Raw genomic sequence first — 17,692 nt, forward strand, 5'->3', positions numbered from 1 at the left:
GTCGCCGACCTCAGGCCGACTTTGAATCGAGGCGTCGGAAGCCGACGGCTTCCATCAGCATGTCCTCTTCGACCATGCCGGCATTGTGCAGGGCAAGCAGGGTCAGGGCTATTTCCCGCGCTTTGGCGGAATCGGGATGCGCTTGGCGCCGCTGGCAGGCCTCGTCAAAGACGCGCTGCAGCCTGGCGATGTCGGCAGGCTTGAGCAGGCCACGGTCATAAACAGACTTTGGCATGGCGGGTCTCCTGACAAGGACCTAGGGCGCCACGCATAAATTGCCAATCTTTCCCGAAGCTTGACTGTCCCTGACATGAAAAGGAGGGATCTCGGCCTGCCGAAATCCCTCCCATGCTCGCGCAGCCTCTACGGACTGGCAGTGCCTCAGACCGCGATTTTGCCGCCGCCCTGTTTGGTGATGGCGACCACCGACGGCCTGACCGGCATGTCGGGCTTGAAGTCGGGCCAGCGGGTCGACAGGTCCTCATAGTAGGAGGGACGGCCGAAAGCTTCCCAATCCTCGCCGCCGTCGCCCGGATGCTGGACGGCGACGAAGGCGGTTTGGTCGTCCGGCGCGAACAGCGGGCCGCACATCTCGGCGCCGATCGGCACGCGGAAGAACAGCTTCGAGGTCGCCCGCGCGGCGCCCTCGGTGTCGACCGCCCACAGGCCGTCGGTGCGGCCGGTGGCCTTCGGGCCCTGGCCGTCGGTGGCGACCCACAGGCGGCCCGCCGAATCGACGGCGCAATTGTCCGGCATGCCGAACCAGCCATTGGCGGTGGTCGCGGTCGAGAAGGTGGCGCCGACGTCGGCCACCGACGGGTCGCCGCATTTCAGCATCACTTCCCACTTGCCCTTGGTGGCGGCAAAGTCGCCGCCATCCTCCGATATCTCGATGATATGGCCGAAGGCGTTCGCCGCGCGCGGATTGGCGGCGTCGACCTGCTCTGCCTTGCGCTTGGAATTGTTGGTCAGCATGACATAGACCTTGCCGTTGGCGCCGTTGGGCTGGATGTCCTCGGGACGATCCATCTTGGTGGCGCCGAGCAGGTCGGCGGCGCGGCGCGTCTCGATCAGCACGTCGGCCTGGCTGGCAAAGCCGTTCTCCGCCGTCAGCGGGCCCTGGCCAAAGGCGATCGGCATCCATTCGACCGAACCATCCTCGGCGAATTTGGCGACGTGCAGCGTGCCGTCGTCGAGCAGGTCCTTGTTGGCCGCGCGGTCGTCGGGGTTGAACTTGCCCGTGGTGACGAATTTGTAGGCATAGTCGAAGCGCTCGTCGTCGCCGAGGTAGAAGACGACGCGGCCGTCCTTGGCGACGATCGATTCAGCACCCTCATGCTTGAAGCGACCCATGGCGGTGCGCTTGCGCGGCACCGAATTCGGATCATTGACGTCGACCTCGACGACCCAGCCGAAGCGGTTCGGCTCGTTCGGCTCCTTGGCAAGGTCGAAGCGGTCGTAATGCGAGCCCCACTCATAGGCGCCTTCCGGAATGCCGAGGCGCTTGTAATTGGCGGCTTCCTTATGGCCTTCCGGCAGCTCGCCGGTGAAATAGCCGTGGATGTTCTCCTCGGCCATCACATAGGTGCCCCATGGGGTGACGCCGCCGGCGCAATTGTTGAAGGTGCCGATGACCTTGGTGCCGGAGGGATCGGCATTGGTCTTGACGCGATCATGGCCGGCGACCGGGCCGGCGAGCTGCATCTCGGTGTTGGAAGTGATGCGGCGGTTGAGCTTGCCATCGCGCACCACCTGCCACTTGCCGCCGTCCTTGCGGATCTCGACGATTGTGCCGCCATGCGCCGCCATCTCGATATCGACCTGCTCCTTGCTGAGCGGTGCCACCTCGGCCGCCTTCTTGCCGTCCTTGTCGACGATCTTGACGATGCCGGGGAACATCAGATGCGGGTTGGTGTATTCGTGGTTGACGACCAAGAGGCCGTGCTCGGCCGAGCCGTCGATCGCGATATAGCCGACATAGTCGTTGTTGTAGCCGAACTGTTTCGCCTGGGCCTCGGCCGACTGTTTCACCGGGTCGAATTCCGGTGAGTCGGCAAACAGCGGGTCTCCCCAGCGCAACAGCACGTCGGCGTCGTAACCCGGCGCGACATGGTGCTTGTCGTCGATGCCGGCCTCGAGCTCGTCGAACTTGAAAGCAGAAGCCTCGGCGGCGCGGGCATCGTCGGCGGCGACGAGCGCCAGCGGGCTGACGGTGGCGGCGATGGCCGAAACGGCCAGCGAACCCTTCAGGAACCCACGGCGCGAGAAGCGCGCGGCAATGATCTCACCCATGGTGCGGTTGTCGGTGGGATTGACGGCCGGGCCGTCATTCTCCTCGAGCAGGCTGGTGCGGAAACCGGTGTCAGCGGAGCGGGGATCGGTCATGAGCTTTCCTCTGGCTTCTTGGCTGGAGCATGTGACCTGTCGACCCGTAAAGCCGCTTGATCACATTTTCGTGACACGGGATGCGATTTCGGCGAATTATTTGCCGGCTCATGAGCTGCCCTGCCGATCCTGCCGTCATGCGCCAGCGGCAACCATGGTTGCTTGGGACATATTTTGCGACATCCGGCTTCGGTCCTGTCTGAGCGGGACGCCGGTCGGACGCGCTCTGCTTGACGGCCTCGCGCGCTTCGGAAACAAGGACTGCGGCGCATGACGATGGCGGCAACAGGAGAAATGGACCGTGAGTTTCTGGGGACTGGTGCAGCTTGGCGTTTCGACCGTGATCTTCCTGCTCGCGGCGACCGCGGCCAAGCAATGGGGGCTGGCGCCGAGCCTCGGCAAGATCGTGCTGACGCTGGCGCTCTATTCGATCGGCAATCTGATCATGCTGAGGCTGATCCGCGAATTCGGCATGTCGGTGTCGTTCAGCCTTTCGGCGGTGATTCAATTGGTATCAGTGAACGTCGTGGCGCTCGCCTTCTTCGGCGAGAGGGTCAATGCGCTGCAGGCAACCGGGATCGTGCTGGCGATCGCCGCCGTGGCGCTGATCACGCTCGGGCCTTATATGCAGCGGCTTTAGTCGGACCCCCAAGCTGATGAAGTCCTTCGCAACCGCCCTGCTCAACAAGATCGAGTTCCCCGTACTATTGGCCGGACTGGTGATCGCCGGCGGTCTGTGGGGCTTGGAGGAGCTGATGGAGGTGGCGCGCGCGACCACGCCGCATGCTTTCGACACGGAGATCATGCTCGCCTTCCGCCAGGCGGGGCAACCCGACGTCCCGATCGGCCCGGCCTGGCTGGAAGGGGCGGTGCGCGACATCACCAGCCTTGGCAGCACCAGCGTTCTGGTGCTGCTGACGACAGCGGTCATCATCTACCTGCTGCTGATCCGCCGGCCGACGACCGCGCTGCTGATGTTCGTCGCCGTGGCGGGCGGGCAAGTGCTGTCGAGCCTGCTCAAGTTTGAAGTCGACCGGCCACGACCGGATCTTGTTTCGCACCTCGTCAACGAGACCTCGCTGTCCTTTCCGAGTGGCCACGCCATGCTATCGGCGGTGACGTACCTCACCCTGGGCAGCATGGCGGCCCGCTTCCTGCCGGGACGCACGACGAAGACCTTTGTGCTCGGCCTTGCCATTCTGACGACACTGCTGGTCGGCGCCAGCCGCGTCTATCTCGGCGTCCACTGGCCGTCCGACGTGCTTGCCGGCTGGTGTGCCGGCTTCGCCTGGGCCATGCTGTGCTGGCTGGTGGCGCGCTTCCTGCAGCGGCGCCATGCGGTGGCGGACAGTGAGTGATCCATGTTTCATCCATGCTAAATGATGCTTGAAACATCATGATCCTTATATTATCCATTGATACTGCAGACTCAGACAAGGGTTCTGGCCGATGATCACCGCCCAGCAGATGCGCGCCGCGAGGGCGCTGGCCGGCATCGATCAGAAGACGTTGGCCGAGCGCGCCGGGGTTTCGCTTCCGACCATCCAGCGCATGGAGGCGAGCGACGGCGTCGTCAGGGGCGTGGTCGACACGCTGATGAAGGTCATCCAGGCGCTCGACGAGGCCGGGGTGGAATTGATCGGCGATAACCAGGCCAGCGAGCGCGGCGGCCGGGGCGTGCGCCTCAAGCCGGTCGCGCCGTCCAATCCGAAAGCTGAGCCGGCATAAGTCGCGACGGCGACCGCCGACAATCCTGCCGACGATCCCACCGCCGCAGTCTTTGTTATGCATGTCGTTGCCAAGACCGCTTCGCGCTATTGGGCGACATGCATAGGCGCGGAAGGCAGTCCATGGACCAGGTCCGGCGGGCAATCCATCAGCAGGCGCGGCCGACATTCGCCGAATTGTTCACCCCCAAGCTGGTGACAGTGCTGCGCGAGGGCTATACGGCAGCGCATTTCAAGGCCGACGTCATTGCCGGGCTGACGGTTGCCATCGTGGCGCTGCCGCTGTCGATGGCGATCGCGATCGCCTCCGGCGTCTCGCCCGAGCGCGGCCTCTACACCTCGATCGTCGGCGGCTTCATCATCTCGGCGCTCGGCGGCAGCCGCTTCCAGATCGGCGGCCCGGCCGGCGCCTTCATCGTGCTGGTGGCGGCGACGGTGGCGCGCGTCGGCGTCGACGGGCTGCTGCTGGCGACGATGATGGCCGGCGTCTTCCTGCTCGCCATCGGCTATCTGAGACTTGGCACCTATATCAAGTTCATCCCCTATCCGGTGACCGTCGGCTTCACCGCCGGCATCGCCGTCATCATCTTTTCCGGCCAGATCGTCGAGCTGTTCGGGCTGAAGCTCGCCGGCAAGGAGCCGGGACCGCTGGTGCCGAAGCTGATGGCGCTCAGCGAAGCGGCCGGCACGATCAATCCGGCCGCGACCTTCGTGGCGGTGCTGACCATCGCAACCATTGTCCTGCTCAAGCGCTGGCGGCCGAAATGGCCGGCAATGCTGATCGCCATCGGGCTGGCCTCGCTGGTCGTGGCGCTGTTTGCGCTGCCGGCCGAGACGATCGGCACCCGCTTTGGCGGCATCCCGCGCAGCCTGCAAATGCCTTCCATGCCGCAGATCAGCCTCGACAGGATGATTACCGTGCTGCCGGATGCCATTGCCTTTGCCCTGCTCGGCGCGATCGAATCGCTGCTGTCGGCCGTAGTCGCCGACGGCATGACTGGCCGGCGGCATCGTTCCAACTGTGAACTGGTGGCGCAAGGCTTCGCCAACATCGCCTCGGCCCTGTTCGGCGGCATCTGTGCCACCGGTACCATCGCCCGCACGGCGACCAATGTGCGAGCCGGCGCGCATGGGCCCGTCGCGGGCATGATCCACTCCGCCATCCTGCTGGCACTCATGCTGGTAGCCGCGCCTTTGGCCAGCTACATCCCGCTGGCTGCCCTTGCCGGCGTGCTGGCGGTGGTGTGCTGGAACATGTTCGAAAAGCAGGCCTTCGCCACGCTGCTGCGCACGTCGCGCGGCGATGCCCTGGTGCTGATGGCGACCTTCCTGCTCGTCATCTTCCGCGACTTGACCGAAGGCATCGTTGTCGGCTTCGTGCTGGGGTCGATCCTGTTCATCGACCGCATGGCCAAGTCGATCGCCGTCGAGGCCGACCAATCGCTGGTGCAGGAGGACGTCGCCGACCAGCCGAGCAGCTACGATTCCAGCGAGGCGACCGACACCGACACCGTCGTCTACCGCATCTCGGGCGCCTTCTTCTTCGGCGCCGCCTCGACGGTCGGCGCCGTGCTCGATCGCATCGCCGACCAGCGGAAGAATTTCATCCTCGACTGCTCGGCGGTGCCGTTCTTCGATTCCACCGCCGCCAACGTCATCGAGGGCGCGGCGCACAAGGCCAAGCGCGCCGGCGTGCGCTTCATCATCGCGGGTGCCGCGCCGCAGACGCGGCGCATGCTGATCAACCACGGCGTCAAGCGGCCGCTGGTCACCTATGCCGCCTCGATCAAGGACGCGCAGGCGCAGCTGAGGGGAAAACTGGAGACACAGTAGCAACCACGATCTGCCAGGGCGAAATGCGCCGTCAAACAGCCGCCTCGATCGGCTCGGCAAGCTTCGGGTTGGCGCGCGCCGCGATGAGACAGCCGGCGACGATGAGACAGGCCCCAGTCAGCGTCGTCCATGCCACGTCCTCGCCGAAGAAGAACCAGCCAAGCGCGATCGCCCAGATGAAGGCCGAGTATTCGGTCGGGATCAGATATTGCGCTTCGGCGCGGGCGTAGGACCAGCTCATCAGGAATTGACCGGCAAGCGACAGCATCGTCACCCCGACCAGGGGAAGCCAGAGATTGCCCGGCAGCGCAACGGCGAGCCACGGCGCGGCGAGACCAAGGATGATCGCGACGCAAAGGTTCTGGAACAGCATGATCTCGACTGGCTTGGCGACCAGCGCCTGTCGCCGGGCGAGGATCAGATTGTAGCCGTAGAACACTGTCGATATGAGCACCGCTGCCGTGCCAAGCAGGGCATCCTGCGAATAGTCTGCCTGGCCGAACTGGCCGGCCAGTATGATCGCGACGCCCGTAATGCCGGCCACCGATGCCCAGATTGCCTGCCACCGGATTCGCTCGCCCAGCAACAGCGCCGCGAGGAAGAGAGCGAACAGGGGCGCGACGAAGCTGAGCCCGATCGCCTCCGCGAGCGGCAGCCTGGCGAGACCCCAAAAGAAGCAAATGAGAACGATGCCGACAACCGCGGCGCGCAGCGCATGCAGCCTCAGCACCGTGACGGTCGGTGTTGAGCGCGACCCCGCCGACCAGCCAGCGCCCGCGACTACGGTCGCGACCAGGCTGCGCCACAGCACCGTATTGTAGACGCCTACGGCGATGACCAGCGTCTTCATCGCCGCATCCATCGCGGACAGCAGGAAGATCGCCAGCGCGCATATGAGCACCGGGATCATCGGGGAAACGGCGCCGGTCAGGCTGGGTGTCTTCACGGCTTCGCTCATTGCCGCCGGTTATCTCAGAGCGCACGACAGGGCCAGATGGCAGCCCCGTCGAGATGGAGGTCCAAGCCCGATTGGAGTCGTTGCCGCCGCGACGGCGCGGCCCCAACAGCAAGGCCGAAAAGCTGCTTGTCACCGCAAGTGGCGAAGCTTCGTGGACCGGCGCCAACGCACCGGTCCCGGCTCTCAGTCGAGCGTCAGCGCGGCGATCTCGCCCTCGTTCATCAGCGGCACGTAGATGGTCGACTTGCCGTCGGTGCCGATGTCGGCACTGCCCGGCTTGAAGGTGGCGACCACCTCCGGCTTGCCGCCGTCCTTGTAGCGGTAGAGCGTGCCGGTCATGTAGGCGGTGGCGTAGATGCTGTCGCCTACGGCGATGACGCCGTCGAGGTCGGCGAACTTTTCCGCGCCGGGCAATTGCGAAACCGTCTTGGTGGCGAGATCGACCGCAAGCAGGCCGCCGGGCTCGGCGGTGCTGAAGTCGGGCTTGATGCCCTTGCCCCAGGACGCGACGATCAGCCTGCCGCCGTCGGCGAAGACGCCGTTTGGCGAGGCAAGCAGCGCGTCCTTGACGAACAGCTCGGGTGTGTCGCCATCGATGCGGTAGATGCTGTCGGCCAGCATGTCGCTGACGTAGACCTTGCCCGCGCTGTCGGCCGTCATGTCGTTGAGGAAGACGGCATTCGGCACGTCGATGCTCGAGATCAGCTTGCCGCTGGCGAGATCGACGACGCGGACCCTGGTGATGTCGGCGACATAGAGCCTGCCGCCCGAGATCGCCATGCCCTTGGGCGCATCCATGCCGTCGGTCCAGTGCCGCGTGACGACCTTGCCGTCCAGCGACAGCACCGACAGATAGCCATTGCCGTCGGCCTCGCCCGGATTGCCGACGATGTTGGAGACGATAATGCGCTTGTTGGCGGCGTCGAGCAGCGCCGATTCCGGTTGCTCGAAGCCGGAGGCGCGCCAGATTTCGCCGGCCTCAGCGGCTGGCGCCTCGGCGATGCCGATAATGGCGAGGATGGTTGAAGCGATGAGGGTCTTCATGGCTGGTCTCCTGTGATGACGGCGGAGAGCTAGGTTTTTCGATACTTTTCCGGAAGGCCTCTTACAGCTAGTATCGAGCTTCGATACGAAATCGCGCGTACGAGGTGCATTCCATGAATGGTCCGATCTTCGAGGCACTGAAACGGACGCTGAAGGCGAAGGGCCTGACCTATCGCATGCTGGCCGAGCGCATGGGCGTTTCCGAGCCGACGGTGAAGCGCATCTTCCATGAGAAGAACTGCAAGCTCGACCGCCTGGTCGAGATCTGCGCCGCCGCCGGGGTCGAGCTGGAGAACGTGCTCGGCTCGATGAGCAGGGGGCCAGGGCCCGCCAACCACGTGGCGCCGGAGATCGAGCAGAGACTGGCAGCGCGGCCGGCGCTGCTGTTCATCTTCATCATGCTGTCGGAGAGGTTCACGACGGAGGGCATCATGCGCTCTCAGGGGCTGAGCGAAGCCTCGATGTTCCTCTATTTGCGCGACCTCGAGGCGCTCGGCCTAGTCGAGATCGGGCGCGGGCTTTCGACGCGGCTGCTGGTCGAGACGCCGATCCAGTGGAATTTCGACGGGCCGCTGAAGCCGCTGTTCGAGACGACCAACAAGAATTTCATCGGCTGGGCGATCGGCCACATGGAACAGGCCGCGACCTTCATCAGCTTTTCCAGGCGGATGCGGCCGGAAACGGCGGAGATGCTGCGACGCGAGGCCGACGAGCTCGCCGAACGCGCCCGGCTGCTTGCCCATCACGACCAGCACACGACGCCGGAGGACCAACTCACCGGCTACAAATGGACATTTGCCTTCGGCGCGACGCCATTTCCCGCGATCATGCCGATCGGGCCGCACCCGCGCGATGCGGGGGCGCGCACCGAGGCTGCGAAGCGGCCGCTGCCGGCGTAGCGGTTGAAAATCCAGCGCTTGGCACCCGCAGTCCGGACACCCCGGGGGAGAGTATTGATGTCGTGGAAACTCGATGAAACCGTGCAAACATCCGCGGGCACAGTGGCAGCGGGTCGACTGGGTAACGGGCCTGCACTCGTGCTGGCCCACGGCTGGCCGTGGTCTTCGTTCTCATGGCATCGGATTATTCCGAAGCTTGCAAGGCGGTATCGTGTGCATTGGTACGATATGCCCGGATACGGGCGATCCGACAAAGCCCCGGAGCAGCGCACGTCGCTCGATGTGCAAGGTCAGGTATTCGCCGAGATACTCGCGCATTGGGAACTCGAGCAGCCTATGGTCGTTGCCCATGATTTCGGTGGAGCGACGACGCTACGGGCGCATTTGCTGCATGGCTGCGACTTCGAGCGGTATGTTCTGATGAATGTCGTCGCGATGCGCCCTTGGGGATCGGAGTTCTTCATGTCGGGCGCCATGTGGATGCCTTCCTGGGCCTGCCACCGCATATCCACAGAGCGGTCGTAGAGGCCTACATCAAGGGAGCCATCGTGAACGACATCGATTTCGGAGATTTCGAGATGCTTGTCGAGCCGTGGCTTTCCGAGGACGGGCGCGCAAGCTTCTATCGCCAATTCGCGCAAGCCGACGAAAGATATACCGCCGAAGTCGAACCGATGTTCGGGGACATACGCTGTCCGGTAAAGATAATCTGGGGCGAGGACGACCCATGGATTCCGCTGGCGCGAGGCAAGGCGCTTCATGCGCTGATCCCGCAGGCGTCGTTCGAAACGCTGCCTGGCGTCGGCCACCTGCCTCAGCTTGAAGCTCCGGATCTGATGCTGAGGCGGCTGAGCGCATTTCTGGGAGGAGATTGATGATATCTCAGCGCGACGCCAGTCGACCTCGTGGCGCTCGGGCGCGGCCTCGGCAAGAGTGCTGGTCGAGATGCCGATCCAGTGGGAGTTCGAGGGGCCGCTGAGGCCGCGTCTCGAGATAACCAATAAGAACTCATTGGCTGGGCGATCGGTCATCTGGACAGGCCAGCGACGCGATGCAGACCGCGCAGCCGGTGTTTCAAAAATGAAGCCACATTCATGATAGGATTCGCGGATTGATTTGCCAGACTCCGGGTTTTGCCCAACGCGCGACCCGTCCCCGCGAAATCGAAGTGATCCCATGTCGAGCGCACCAACACTTGAACTTCGCCGCTTTTCGCGCCTGAAAAATTTGCGGGCGCGCGCAGAACGCCAGGGTGCTGCATTGCAGTTCTGGGCGCGTACGGCATCGCTCGCTGCGATCTCCTGCTTCTTTTCACTGATCAGCCGTTGGGATGCCTCGCTGCTCTTCGTGCTGGCGGGCCTGGCGCTGTTCCAGATCGTCGGCCTGATCCAGTTTCGCTTTGCGCGCCGTCGCACGGCTCCATGGTGGATCGGTTACCTCGTCGGTACGCTGGACATCGTTCTGTTGACCGTTCTGCTGATAACGCCCAACCCGTTTGCCCAGGAGGTCGCGCCGGCCGCGATGCAACTGCGCGAGGGCAGCTTCAAATTCCTGCTGATTTCGTATGCCTTGGCGCGCTGACCCTTTCGACACGATTGGCACTCTATCTCGGCGCGCTCGCTGCCTTGACGTGGGCGACCGGCGTGGGATGGGTGATTTTTCATCCGGGAACCGTCATTCCGGCGACGAACCTCTATTCGCTACCGGTGACAGAGCGACTGAACCTTTATCTTAACCCCAATTTCGTCGACACATTCGCGCAGGCGACCAACGTGTTGGTCGTGCTGATTATCGGCGCGATCATGGCCCTGATCGTCTCTCGTTCCCGACATCTGTCGGAAGAATATGTCAAGGCAGAGCGCGCCCGCGCCAATCTCGCCCGGCATTTTTCGCCCAATGTCGTCGACCAGCTCGCCACCGATGACGAGCCCTTCGGCCCGGTCCGCCGGCAGGACATCGCGGTGCTGTTCGCCGACATTGTCGGCTTCACACATTATTCCGAGGATCACCCGGCCGAAGCAGTGTTCGAACTTCTGCGCCAGTTCCACCGTCGCATGGAACAGGTCGTTTTCGACCACAATGGCACCGTCGACAACTATATCGGCGATTGCATCATGGCGACATTCGGGGTTCCGCAAGCCAGCCATGACGACGCGACTCGGGCCATCCGGTGCGCTGAAGCGATGGTCGCCGCTCTAGAAACCTGGAATGTGCAGCGGGTTTCCAGGGGATACCCGTCGCTGGACGTTCGGATCGGTGCACAATATGGCGCAGTCGTCATCGGTGCGGTCGGCAGCGAGCGCAATCTGTCCTTCGCGGTGGTGGGCGACACCGTCAACGTCGCCAGCCGTTTGCAGTCGCTGTGCCGTGAGCTTCAGGCGAACATTTGCTTTGGGTCACGACTGATTGAGGCCGCGCAGGCGGAATCGCCCACGACACAGTTGAATGCACGCGATCATGGACCGGTCAGCATCCGCGGCCGGGACGAACCTGTCCATGTCTGGGTCGAACGCAGAGCCGAAAACCCAGGCGCTATTGCGGTTTCGGCGTGATGTAGGCCGCCATGTGAAACGCCTGCGCCACGGCCGGATAGGGGCATGTCCTGGCCAAGCCTGAAAGCCGTCACGTGTCTGAGGCGATTGCGCCAGCCGTCGCGGCTGCGGCGTCTGTGCTTGCCTTGTCGTCCCAGGTCACCGCCCGGTAGTCGAAGCCGTATTCCAGCGTCGGCTTGACGATGCGGAAGAAGGGCGACAGGTCGAAATCGCGCGGCGTGTAGAGCGAGTGGTGGCGGATGTGCAGGATCTCCCGACGCATGTAGCTCGACTGCGCCGATGCGCGGCCGGGGGCGCGGGTGATTTCGGGCAGGATCGGATAGCGGATCTGGCCATAGGCCTCGGCGATCAGCGTCGAGCAGATGGCGCGTGTCGGATCGCCGGACCCGAAGGCCAGCATGCGGCGGCGCCAGCGCACCGGCACCGGCGGCGTTGGAAAGAAGAAGCGCAGCATGTCGAAGATGTTCTTGAGGTCGTATCTCAGGCCGAGCTTGCTGATCATGAAGGCAACCACATGATCGCGGTCTTCGGGCGTCAGTCCGCTCGCCCGGCAGATGCGGGTGTTGTAGCTGCGATAGCGCGACAGCGGCACGGCGACACAGCCTTCGCCGAGCGTGACCTCGATCAGGCGCGGCCGCTCCGAGCCGTCCTCCGGCGTCGGCAAGGCATCGCCAACATAGAAGGCGGCATGCGACCAGGTCGACTGGGTCAGGTATTTGATGACCGCCGAGATCTTCTGGTTGCCCTCGATGAGCAGGATGTCGCCCGGTTCCAGCGCGCGGCGCAGCGTGTCGGCGTCGGACGGCGTGTAGGGCTCGTAGCCCGAGGATTCATCCTGCAGCCTGCCGGCAAGCCAGCGGCCAAGGCGGTCGAGAAGCGTTTCGGCCGGCGCGGTCATGGTAAAGCGTGATTAGCATGGGCTGGCGGGGGGACGCCAGCCGCGCCCGTCAGCCGGCGGCCAGATCTTCCTGGGCACCGGCAAGGTCGTCGCGCGCCTTGCGGGCGAGCTTCCTGGTCGACCGCTTGGGGCTGTCGCCGAACAGTTCGGCGGCCTCGGCGAGGCATGACTTCCGCAGGCTCTTTTCCGAACGCTTCAAGAGCTTGGCGAGCAGCTTTGTGTCCTCTGGCGGCCCGAGTGGTTCGCCGTTGGCATCGAGCAACGCACGCATGACGAAAACATCGTGGAGTTCGCCCAGCCGTTCGCCGAGCGAATCGACCGCCTTGCGGCGGGCCTTGATCGGCGTCGGCCACAGCCGGCCGAGCAGCGACAGGTGCATGCTGTGGGTCTTGGCGGCCTTGCGCAGGTCGTGGAAATCGTTGGCCGCGCCGCGCGAGCCCGCCTTGTCCAGCGCTTTGCGTGCCCGTCGCAAGGTGACGCGGGCGCCCTCGGCGAGAATGTCGGCCGCCTGCTCGGGCTGGTCGGGCAGGGAGAGCCTGTCGATATGGCCGAGGCCTTCCCGGCAAGCGGCAGCCGCAGCACTGATCGCGGCATCGAGGCCGGCGCCGGCATGCATTTCATGCTGGCGCATCACCAGCCGGTCGCGGACGGCATCAAGGCCGCCGCCGGCGCTCTGCTCCGGGAAGCTTGCCGCCAGGCGGTCGATGGTCTCGATCAGCGCGGTCGCCTCACGGGGACCGGCAAGCAGCGCCGACACCTGTTTGTAACATTCATTTTCTGTCGCGCAGAATGTTTCGTCACCGGTACGGACCAGGCGCAGCAGGGCGCGCACGCTCTTCAGTCGCTTGCGGCATTTGTGCAGCCCCTGCTCGGGCTTCTCGCGCGCCATCTCGAGATGGGCGAGCGCCTTGCCGACTTCGTCGGCCAGGATGCGCCTGACCTCGCCGGTCAGCGGCAGGCGCGGATCGATGCGAAAACTCATGCGGCGATCTCCGGAATCCCCCCAAGGGCGAGCGACGCGTTGTAGAATCTCGACTCGCCGGTGATTTCACGGCCGAGCCAATCAGGCAGCATTTCGTCCGGCACGTCTTCCGGCGTCTCGAGCTCGGCAACCACCAGCCCCGTCAGCAGTCCGCCGAAGACATCGACTTCGTAGAGATAGCCGCTATGCCTAACATGGTGGCGTGTCTTCTCGATGACACGTCCGATGGCGAAGGCCTGCATCTCCTGCGCTTCCGCAAGCGGGATTGGATACTCGAACTCGTCGCGCTCGCGCGCCTTGCTGCCGAACTTCAGCGTCAGCTGGGCCGAAACGCCGTCGCTGATGCGCACGCGAACCGTGCGGCCGGGCGCCGCGGCAAGGTAGAATTGCCGGATGCGGATATCCGCCTCGACCAGGTCGCGCCAGGCGGCGCTGGAGACCAGGAATTTGCGTTCGACTTCCTTGCCCATGGCCGCGCACTAAAGCGTGCGCGAAGGGACATGGCAAGCCGAAGCTGAGGCCGAAGCTGAGATTCAAATTGACTTTAATCAATCGATTGATTAAATGAGTGGTATGAGCAAGAAAACGAACGTCAAACCTTCCCTTCGCGAAGCCTCTCCCGCCGAGCAAACGCGCGCCGCGCTTGTGCATGCGGCGCTGAAGCTGTTCGGCCGGCAAGGCTTCGACGGCACCTCGACGCGGGAGATCGCGGCGGAGGCCAAGGCCAATATCGGCTCCATCGCCTATCATTTCGGCGGCAAGGAAGGGTTGCGCGCCGCCGCCGCCGACTACATCGTCGACACCATCCAGACGATCGCCGGACAAGCACTTGGAAGCCAGGCCATCGGCGCGGCACCGGCGGGCGCGGAGGCGGCACGGGCGCAGCTCTTCGCGGCGCTGGAGCGGATGGTGGCCTTCATCGTTGCAAGCCCGCAGGCCGGAGAGATCGTACAATTCGTACTTCGAGAGCTTTCCCACCCGACCGCCGCGCTCGACCGTATCTATGCCGGTGTGTTCGAGCCGACGCATCGCAGGCTGTGCATGATCTGGGAGCAGGCGACGGGCGAACCGGCCGAAAGCGAGCGCACCCGGCTCACCGTGTTCACGCTGATCGGCCAGGTGATCTATTTCCGCATCGGCCGCGAGGCTGTGATGCGCCGGATGGGCTGGCGCGAGATCGGCGAGGCCGAGGCGGCCAAGGTGGTGGCGATCGTCTCGGACAATCTCAGCGCAATTCTCGCCGCGAGAGATATGGCCGCCGGCACCAAGGCCGCCCGCAAGGAGGGCAAATCATGAGCTTTCTCTGTTCGCTGCCGCTTGCCGCCCAGCTGTTTGGCGCCTGCGCGCCGGCGGCACCGCTGGCCGTCGGCTATGTCGAGGGCGACTATGTGCTGCTGGCGCCGATCGAGGTGGCGCAGGTGGAGACGGTTGCGGTCAGGCGCGGCGACCGCGTTGCGCCGGGCGCGACGGTGGTGACGCTGGAGAGCGCCGACGCCAAGATCGCCGTCGCGCAGGCCGAGGCGGCACTTGCGCAGGCGCAGGCGCAGCTTGCCGACCTGCAAGTGGGCAAGCGCCCCGAAGAGATCGCCGTGCTCAAGGCGCAAGTCGACATGGCCAGGGCGCAAGCCGCCGACGCCAAGCGCCGGTATGACCGGGCCAGCGACCTCTACAAGCGCGGCACCGGCACGCAGGCCGACTACGACACGGCGTCGGCCGCGCTGGAGACCGCCAACGCGCAGGTCGGCCAGGCCGAGGCCAACCTCGCCGTCGGCGGACTGCCGGCGCGGCCGGAGACGATCAAGGCCGCCGACAACCAGGTCCAGCAGGCGCAATCGGCGCTGGAACAGGCTCAGTGGCGGCTGTCCAAGCGCGTGCTGACGGCGCCCTCGCCCGGCCGCGTCAACGACGTGATCCGCAATGCGGGCGACACCGCCGGCCCGACCGCGCCGGTCGTCTCGATGCTGCCGGACGGCGCCGTGAAGCTCAGCGTTTATGTGCCGGAAAGCGCCTTCTCCTCGGTCAAGGTCGGCGCACTGCTCAACGTCCATTGCGACGGCTGCGGGCCCAATCTGAAGGCGCGCATCAGCTACGTATCGCCGGATCCGGAATTCACGCCGCCGGTGATCTATTCGCTCGAGAACCGGCAGAAGCTGGTGTTTCTGGTCGAGGCGCGGCCGGAGGGCGATGCCAGCTCGCTGCAGCCCGGGCAGATCGTCGACGTCGACCTTGCGGATGTTGGAAAATGAACGTCATCGACGTCCACGGTCTGGTCAAGCGCTTCGGCAACAAGACCGTCGTCGACCATGTGACGATGACGGTGGCCGAGGGTGAGATCGTCGGCTTCCTCGGGCCTAACGGCTCGGGCAAGACGACGACGATCCGTATCATGTGCGGCCTGCTCACGCCTGACGAGGGCGAAGGCACGGTGCTCGGCTTCGACATCCGTACCGACAGTCTCAGGATCAAGCGCGAAGTCGGCTACATGACGCAGAAATTCTCGTTCTACGAGGACCTGACGATCGGCGAGAACCTCGAATTCGTAGCGCGACTTTATAAGCTAAGACCGGTCGAGGAGCATGTGGCGCGGACGCTGGAGGAGCTTGGCCTGACGACGCGGCGCAACCAGCTCGCCGGCACGCTGTCGGGCGGCTGGAAGCAACGGCTGGCGCTGGCCGCCTGCATCATGCACAAGCCGAAGCTGCTGCTGCTCGACGAGCCGACGGCGGGCGTCGACCCCAAGGCAAGGCGCGAATTCTGGGACGAGATCCACCGGCTGGCGAGCGGCGGCCTGACCGTGCTGGTCTCCACCCATTACATGGACGAGGCCGAGCGCTGCCACCGCATCAGCTACATCTCCTACGGCAAGATGCTGGCCACCGGCACGGTGGACGAGGTGGTGAAGAATGCCGGGCTCACCACCTTTGTCGTGCAGGGGCCGCGCCTCGACCAGGTCGCGGAGGCGCTGCAGGGACGCCCGGGCGTCGACCAGGTGGCGCCGTTCGGCGCGACGCTGCATGTGGTGGGTTCCGACAAGGCGGTGCTTGAGGCGGCGCTCGCCGATGTCGAGAAGGAGCACAAGGGCGTGACCGTGATGCCGGGCGAGACCAGCCTCGAGGACGTCTTCATCCAGTTCATGTCCGGCTCGAAGGACAATATGGCATGAACGCGGTCTTCTCCTTCGCCAGGCTCGGCGCGCTGCTGATCAAGGAGTTCATCCAGATGCGGCGCGACCGCATCACCTTCGCCATGATGCTGGGCGTGCCGCTGATGCAGCTGGTGCTGTTCGGCTATGCCATCAACAACGACCCGAAGAGCCTGCCGGCCGCCCTCGTGGCCACGAGCAGCGATCCCTACACGCGCGCCATGGTTTCGGCGCTGCAGACCACCGGCTACTACCGCTTCGACCATGTCGCGCAAAGTGCCGCGGAGGCCGAATTCCTGATGTCGCGCGGCGACGTCGCCTTCGTCGTCACCATCCCCGCCGACTTCGCCCGTCGGGTCGAGCGTGGCGACAATCCGCAGATCCTGATCGAGGCCGACGCCACCGACCCGGCGGTGGCCAGCGGCGCCATCTCGACGCTGGGCACGGTGGCCAACCAGGCACTGCTTCGGGCGCGCGGCATGCAGGAGGCGGCCGCGGAAACGGCCAAGGGCCAGCTCGAAGTGGTGGTGCACCGCCGCTACAATCCGGAAGGCATCTCGCAATACAACATCGTGCCCGGCCTGCTCGGCGTCATCCTGCAGATGACGATGGTGATGATGACCTCGATCGCGCTGACGCGCGAGACCGAGCGCGGCACGATGGAAAACCTGCTCGCCATGCCCTCCAGCCCGCTGGAGATCATGATGGGCAAGGTGCTGCCCTATCTGGTGGTCGGCGCCGTGCAGGTGGTGGTGGTGCTGGCGGCGGCGAAGCTCTTGTTCACCATCCCCTTCACCGGGTCGATCTCGCTGCTGTTGAGCGCGGTGCTGATCTTCGTGCTGGCGCTGGTGCTGCTCGGCTACACGATCTCGACGATCGCCCGCACGCAGATGCAGGCGCTGCAGCTCACTTTCTTCTTCTTCCTGCCCTCGATCATGCTGTCGGGCTTCATGTTCCCCTATCGCGGCATGCCAGGCTGGGCGCAGCTGTTCGGCGAGATCCTGCCGCTGACGCATTTCCTGCGCATCATCCGCGCGGTGATGCTGAAGGGCGCCGAGCTGCCGGCGGTGGCGACCGAGATCGGCTGGCTGGTGCTGTTCGTGGCGCTGTTCGCCGGCGTCGCGCTGGTGCGCTTCAGGCGGACGCTGGACTAGAGCAATTCCAGGAAAGTGTGTAACGGTTTTCCGTCCGGAATTGCGTAGAAACAAAGATTTAGAGCGTCCGGCAAGCATGGGCTGCGGATGCTTGTCGGAGCTGTTCCGGGCACTCGAA

At 64.7% G+C, this 17,692-nt stretch carries 20 protein-coding genes; 13 read left to right on the forward strand and 7 right to left on the reverse strand.

From position 1 onward, the window contains the following. Nucleotides 1-10: 10 nt before the first annotated feature. Together JG743_RS03570 and JG743_RS03575 are read right to left on the reverse strand one after the other, a co-directional pair. Nucleotides 11-235, reverse strand: a complete 225-nt coding sequence (locus JG743_RS03570; RefSeq protein ID WP_202298424.1) for a hypothetical protein — start codon at nucleotides 233-235, stop codon at nucleotides 11-13. 146 nt (nucleotides 236-381) lie between these two features. Next, complete coding sequence (locus JG743_RS03575) at nucleotides 382-2,385, reverse strand: PhoX family protein (RefSeq protein WP_202298426.1); 2,004 nt, start codon at nucleotides 2,383-2,385, stop codon at nucleotides 382-384. Between the two features lie 301 nt (nucleotides 2,386-2,686). Here JG743_RS03575 and JG743_RS03580 point away from each other — a divergent pair, with 301 nt between their 5' ends. The 4 genes from JG743_RS03580 (at nucleotide 2,687) to JG743_RS03595 (ending at nucleotide 5,945) form a co-directional block, all read left to right on the forward strand. Further along, nucleotides 2,687-3,025, forward strand: coding sequence for a hypothetical protein (locus JG743_RS03580; protein ID WP_126057256.1), 339 nt, complete (start codon nucleotides 2,687-2,689; stop codon nucleotides 3,023-3,025). A gap of 16 nt (nucleotides 3,026-3,041) precedes the next feature. Then, the gene (locus JG743_RS03585; protein WP_202298428.1) at nucleotides 3,042-3,743 is read left to right on the forward strand and encodes a phosphatase PAP2 family protein; all 702 of its coding nucleotides are present in this window, start codon (nucleotides 3,042-3,044) and stop codon (nucleotides 3,741-3,743) included. A gap of 91 nt (nucleotides 3,744-3,834) precedes the next feature. After that, nucleotides 3,835-4,113, forward strand: a complete 279-nt coding sequence (locus tag JG743_RS03590; RefSeq protein WP_202298430.1) for a helix-turn-helix domain-containing protein — start codon at nucleotides 3,835-3,837, stop codon at nucleotides 4,111-4,113. A gap of 122 nt (nucleotides 4,114-4,235) precedes the next feature. Then, entirely contained in the window at nucleotides 4,236-5,945 is a 1,710-nt protein-coding gene (locus tag JG743_RS03595; RefSeq protein ID WP_202298432.1) for a SulP family inorganic anion transporter, read from the forward strand. Between the two features lie 31 nt (nucleotides 5,946-5,976). Here JG743_RS03595 and JG743_RS03600 read toward each other — a convergent pair whose 3' ends face one another. Continuing rightward, nucleotides 5,977-6,903: a DMT family transporter gene (locus JG743_RS03600; RefSeq protein WP_202298434.1), complete on the reverse strand. Its 927-nt coding sequence runs from the start codon at nucleotides 6,901-6,903 to the stop codon at nucleotides 5,977-5,979. A 183-nt stretch (nucleotides 6,904-7,086) separates the two neighbouring features. Then, the gene (locus JG743_RS03605; RefSeq protein WP_202298436.1) at nucleotides 7,087-7,947 is read right to left on the reverse strand and encodes an ATP/GTP-binding protein; all 861 of its coding nucleotides are present in this window, start codon (nucleotides 7,945-7,947) and stop codon (nucleotides 7,087-7,089) included. A 113-nt stretch (nucleotides 7,948-8,060) separates the two neighbouring features. On the opposite strand from JG743_RS03605, the gene JG743_RS03610 reads away from it, so the two are divergent. From JG743_RS03610 to JG743_RS03620, 5 genes are all read left to right on the forward strand, one after another. Beyond that, nucleotides 8,061-8,846: a helix-turn-helix domain-containing protein gene (locus JG743_RS03610; protein WP_202298438.1), complete on the forward strand. Its 786-nt coding sequence runs from the start codon at nucleotides 8,061-8,063 to the stop codon at nucleotides 8,844-8,846. Between the two features lie 57 nt (nucleotides 8,847-8,903). After that, nucleotides 8,904-9,371 (forward strand): alpha/beta fold hydrolase, encoded by a 468-nt coding sequence (locus JG743_RS34545; RefSeq protein WP_274608517.1) that lies wholly within the window; start codon nucleotides 8,904-8,906, stop codon nucleotides 9,369-9,371. Further along, nucleotides 9,323-9,721: an alpha/beta fold hydrolase gene (locus tag JG743_RS34550; RefSeq protein ID WP_342215694.1), complete on the forward strand. Its 399-nt coding sequence runs from the start codon at nucleotides 9,323-9,325 to the stop codon at nucleotides 9,719-9,721. Before JG743_RS34545 ends, JG743_RS34550 begins: the two co-directional genes overlap by 49 nt. A 301-nt stretch (nucleotides 9,722-10,022) precedes the next feature. Continuing rightward, a complete protein-coding gene (locus tag JG743_RS34085) occupies nucleotides 10,023-10,427 on the forward strand; it encodes a hypothetical protein (protein WP_244673055.1) in 405 nt (134 codons plus the stop codon). Nucleotides 10,428-10,441: 14 nt separating this feature from the next. After that, entirely contained in the window at nucleotides 10,442-11,398 is a 957-nt protein-coding gene (locus JG743_RS03620; RefSeq protein WP_244673056.1) for an adenylate/guanylate cyclase domain-containing protein, read from the forward strand. Between the two features lie 70 nt (nucleotides 11,399-11,468). On the opposite strand, the gene JG743_RS03625 is transcribed toward JG743_RS03620, so the two are convergent. Genes JG743_RS03625 through JG743_RS03635 form a run of 3 tightly spaced genes read right to left on the reverse strand, consistent with a single transcriptional unit; the run spans nucleotide 11,469 to nucleotide 13,748 of the window. After that, the gene (locus JG743_RS03625; RefSeq protein WP_202298440.1) at nucleotides 11,469-12,296 is read right to left on the reverse strand and encodes a lipo-like protein; all 828 of its coding nucleotides are present in this window, start codon (nucleotides 12,294-12,296) and stop codon (nucleotides 11,469-11,471) included. 49 nt (nucleotides 12,297-12,345) lie between these two features. After that, a complete protein-coding gene (locus tag JG743_RS03630) occupies nucleotides 12,346-13,278 on the reverse strand; it encodes a CHAD domain-containing protein (RefSeq protein WP_202298442.1) in 933 nt (310 codons plus the stop codon). Further along, nucleotides 13,275-13,748 carry a CYTH domain-containing protein gene (locus JG743_RS03635; protein ID WP_202298451.1) on the reverse strand — a complete coding sequence of 158 codons (474 nt, stop codon included), beginning with the start codon at nucleotides 13,746-13,748 and terminating at the stop codon, nucleotides 13,275-13,277. The genes JG743_RS03630 and JG743_RS03635 overlap by 4 nt, the downstream gene beginning before the upstream one ends. 103 nt (nucleotides 13,749-13,851) lie before the next feature. Here JG743_RS03635 and JG743_RS03640 point away from each other — a divergent pair, with 103 nt between their 5' ends. Genes JG743_RS03640 through JG743_RS03655 form a run of 4 tightly spaced genes read left to right on the forward strand, consistent with a single transcriptional unit; the run spans nucleotide 13,852 to nucleotide 17,574 of the window. Then, nucleotides 13,852-14,574, forward strand: coding sequence for a DUF1956 domain-containing protein (locus JG743_RS03640; protein ID WP_202298453.1), 723 nt, complete (start codon nucleotides 13,852-13,854; stop codon nucleotides 14,572-14,574). Then, on the forward strand, nucleotides 14,571-15,524 hold the full coding sequence (locus tag JG743_RS03645; protein ID WP_202298455.1) for an HlyD family secretion protein: 954 nt from the start codon (nucleotides 14,571-14,573) through the stop codon (nucleotides 15,522-15,524). Before JG743_RS03640 ends, JG743_RS03645 begins: the two co-directional genes overlap by 4 nt. Beyond that, nucleotides 15,521-16,441: an ABC transporter ATP-binding protein gene (locus JG743_RS03650; RefSeq protein ID WP_202298457.1), complete on the forward strand. Its 921-nt coding sequence runs from the start codon at nucleotides 15,521-15,523 to the stop codon at nucleotides 16,439-16,441. The genes JG743_RS03645 and JG743_RS03650 overlap by 4 nt, the downstream gene beginning before the upstream one ends. Then, entirely contained in the window at nucleotides 16,438-17,574 is a 1,137-nt protein-coding gene (locus tag JG743_RS03655) for an ABC transporter permease (protein WP_202298459.1), read from the forward strand. Before JG743_RS03650 ends, JG743_RS03655 begins: the two co-directional genes overlap by 4 nt. Nucleotides 17,575-17,692 lie beyond the last annotated feature (118 nt).

The organism is Mesorhizobium sp. 131-2-1 (assembly GCF_016756535.1).
In the GTDB taxonomy this organism is placed as follows: domain Bacteria; phylum Pseudomonadota; class Alphaproteobacteria; order Rhizobiales; family Rhizobiaceae; genus Mesorhizobium.

Coding starts and splice junctions, on each gene's coding strand:
- JG743_RS03645 (WP_202298455.1), top strand. CDS start 14,571: ATGAGCTTTCTCTGTTCGCTGCCGCTTGCCGCCCAGCTGTTTGGCGCC.
- JG743_RS03640 (WP_202298453.1), top strand. CDS start 13,852: ATGAGCAAGAAAACGAACGTCAAACCTTCCCTTCGCGAAGCCTCTCCC.
- JG743_RS03590 (WP_202298430.1), top strand. CDS start 3,835: ATGATCACCGCCCAGCAGATGCGCGCCGCGAGGGCGCTGGCCGGCATC.
- JG743_RS03610 (WP_202298438.1), top strand. CDS start 8,061: ATGAATGGTCCGATCTTCGAGGCACTGAAACGGACGCTGAAGGCGAAG.
- JG743_RS03605 (WP_202298436.1), bottom strand. CDS start 7,947: ATGAAGACCCTCATCGCTTCAACCATCCTCGCCATTATCGGCATCGCC.
- JG743_RS03635 (WP_202298451.1), bottom strand. CDS start 13,748: ATGGGCAAGGAAGTCGAACGCAAATTCCTGGTCTCCAGCGCCGCCTGG.
- JG743_RS03625 (WP_202298440.1), bottom strand. CDS start 12,296: ATGACCGCGCCGGCCGAAACGCTTCTCGACCGCCTTGGCCGCTGGCTT.
- JG743_RS03585 (WP_202298428.1), top strand. CDS start 3,042: ATGAAGTCCTTCGCAACCGCCCTGCTCAACAAGATCGAGTTCCCCGTA.
- JG743_RS03570 (WP_202298424.1), bottom strand. CDS start 235: ATGCCAAAGTCTGTTTATGACCGTGGCCTGCTCAAGCCTGCCGACATC.
- JG743_RS03650 (WP_202298457.1), top strand. CDS start 15,521: ATGAACGTCATCGACGTCCACGGTCTGGTCAAGCGCTTCGGCAACAAG.
- JG743_RS34085 (WP_244673055.1), top strand. CDS start 10,023: ATGTCGAGCGCACCAACACTTGAACTTCGCCGCTTTTCGCGCCTGAAA.
- JG743_RS34545 (WP_274608517.1), top strand. CDS start 8,904: ATGTCGTGGAAACTCGATGAAACCGTGCAAACATCCGCGGGCACAGTG.
- JG743_RS03600 (WP_202298434.1), bottom strand. CDS start 6,903: ATGAGCGAAGCCGTGAAGACACCCAGCCTGACCGGCGCCGTTTCCCCG.
- JG743_RS03630 (WP_202298442.1), bottom strand. CDS start 13,278: ATGAGTTTTCGCATCGATCCGCGCCTGCCGCTGACCGGCGAGGTCAGG.
- JG743_RS03655 (WP_202298459.1), top strand. CDS start 16,438: ATGAACGCGGTCTTCTCCTTCGCCAGGCTCGGCGCGCTGCTGATCAAG.
- JG743_RS03595 (WP_202298432.1), top strand. CDS start 4,236: ATGGACCAGGTCCGGCGGGCAATCCATCAGCAGGCGCGGCCGACATTC.
- JG743_RS03575 (WP_202298426.1), bottom strand. CDS start 2,385: ATGACCGATCCCCGCTCCGCTGACACCGGTTTCCGCACCAGCCTGCTC.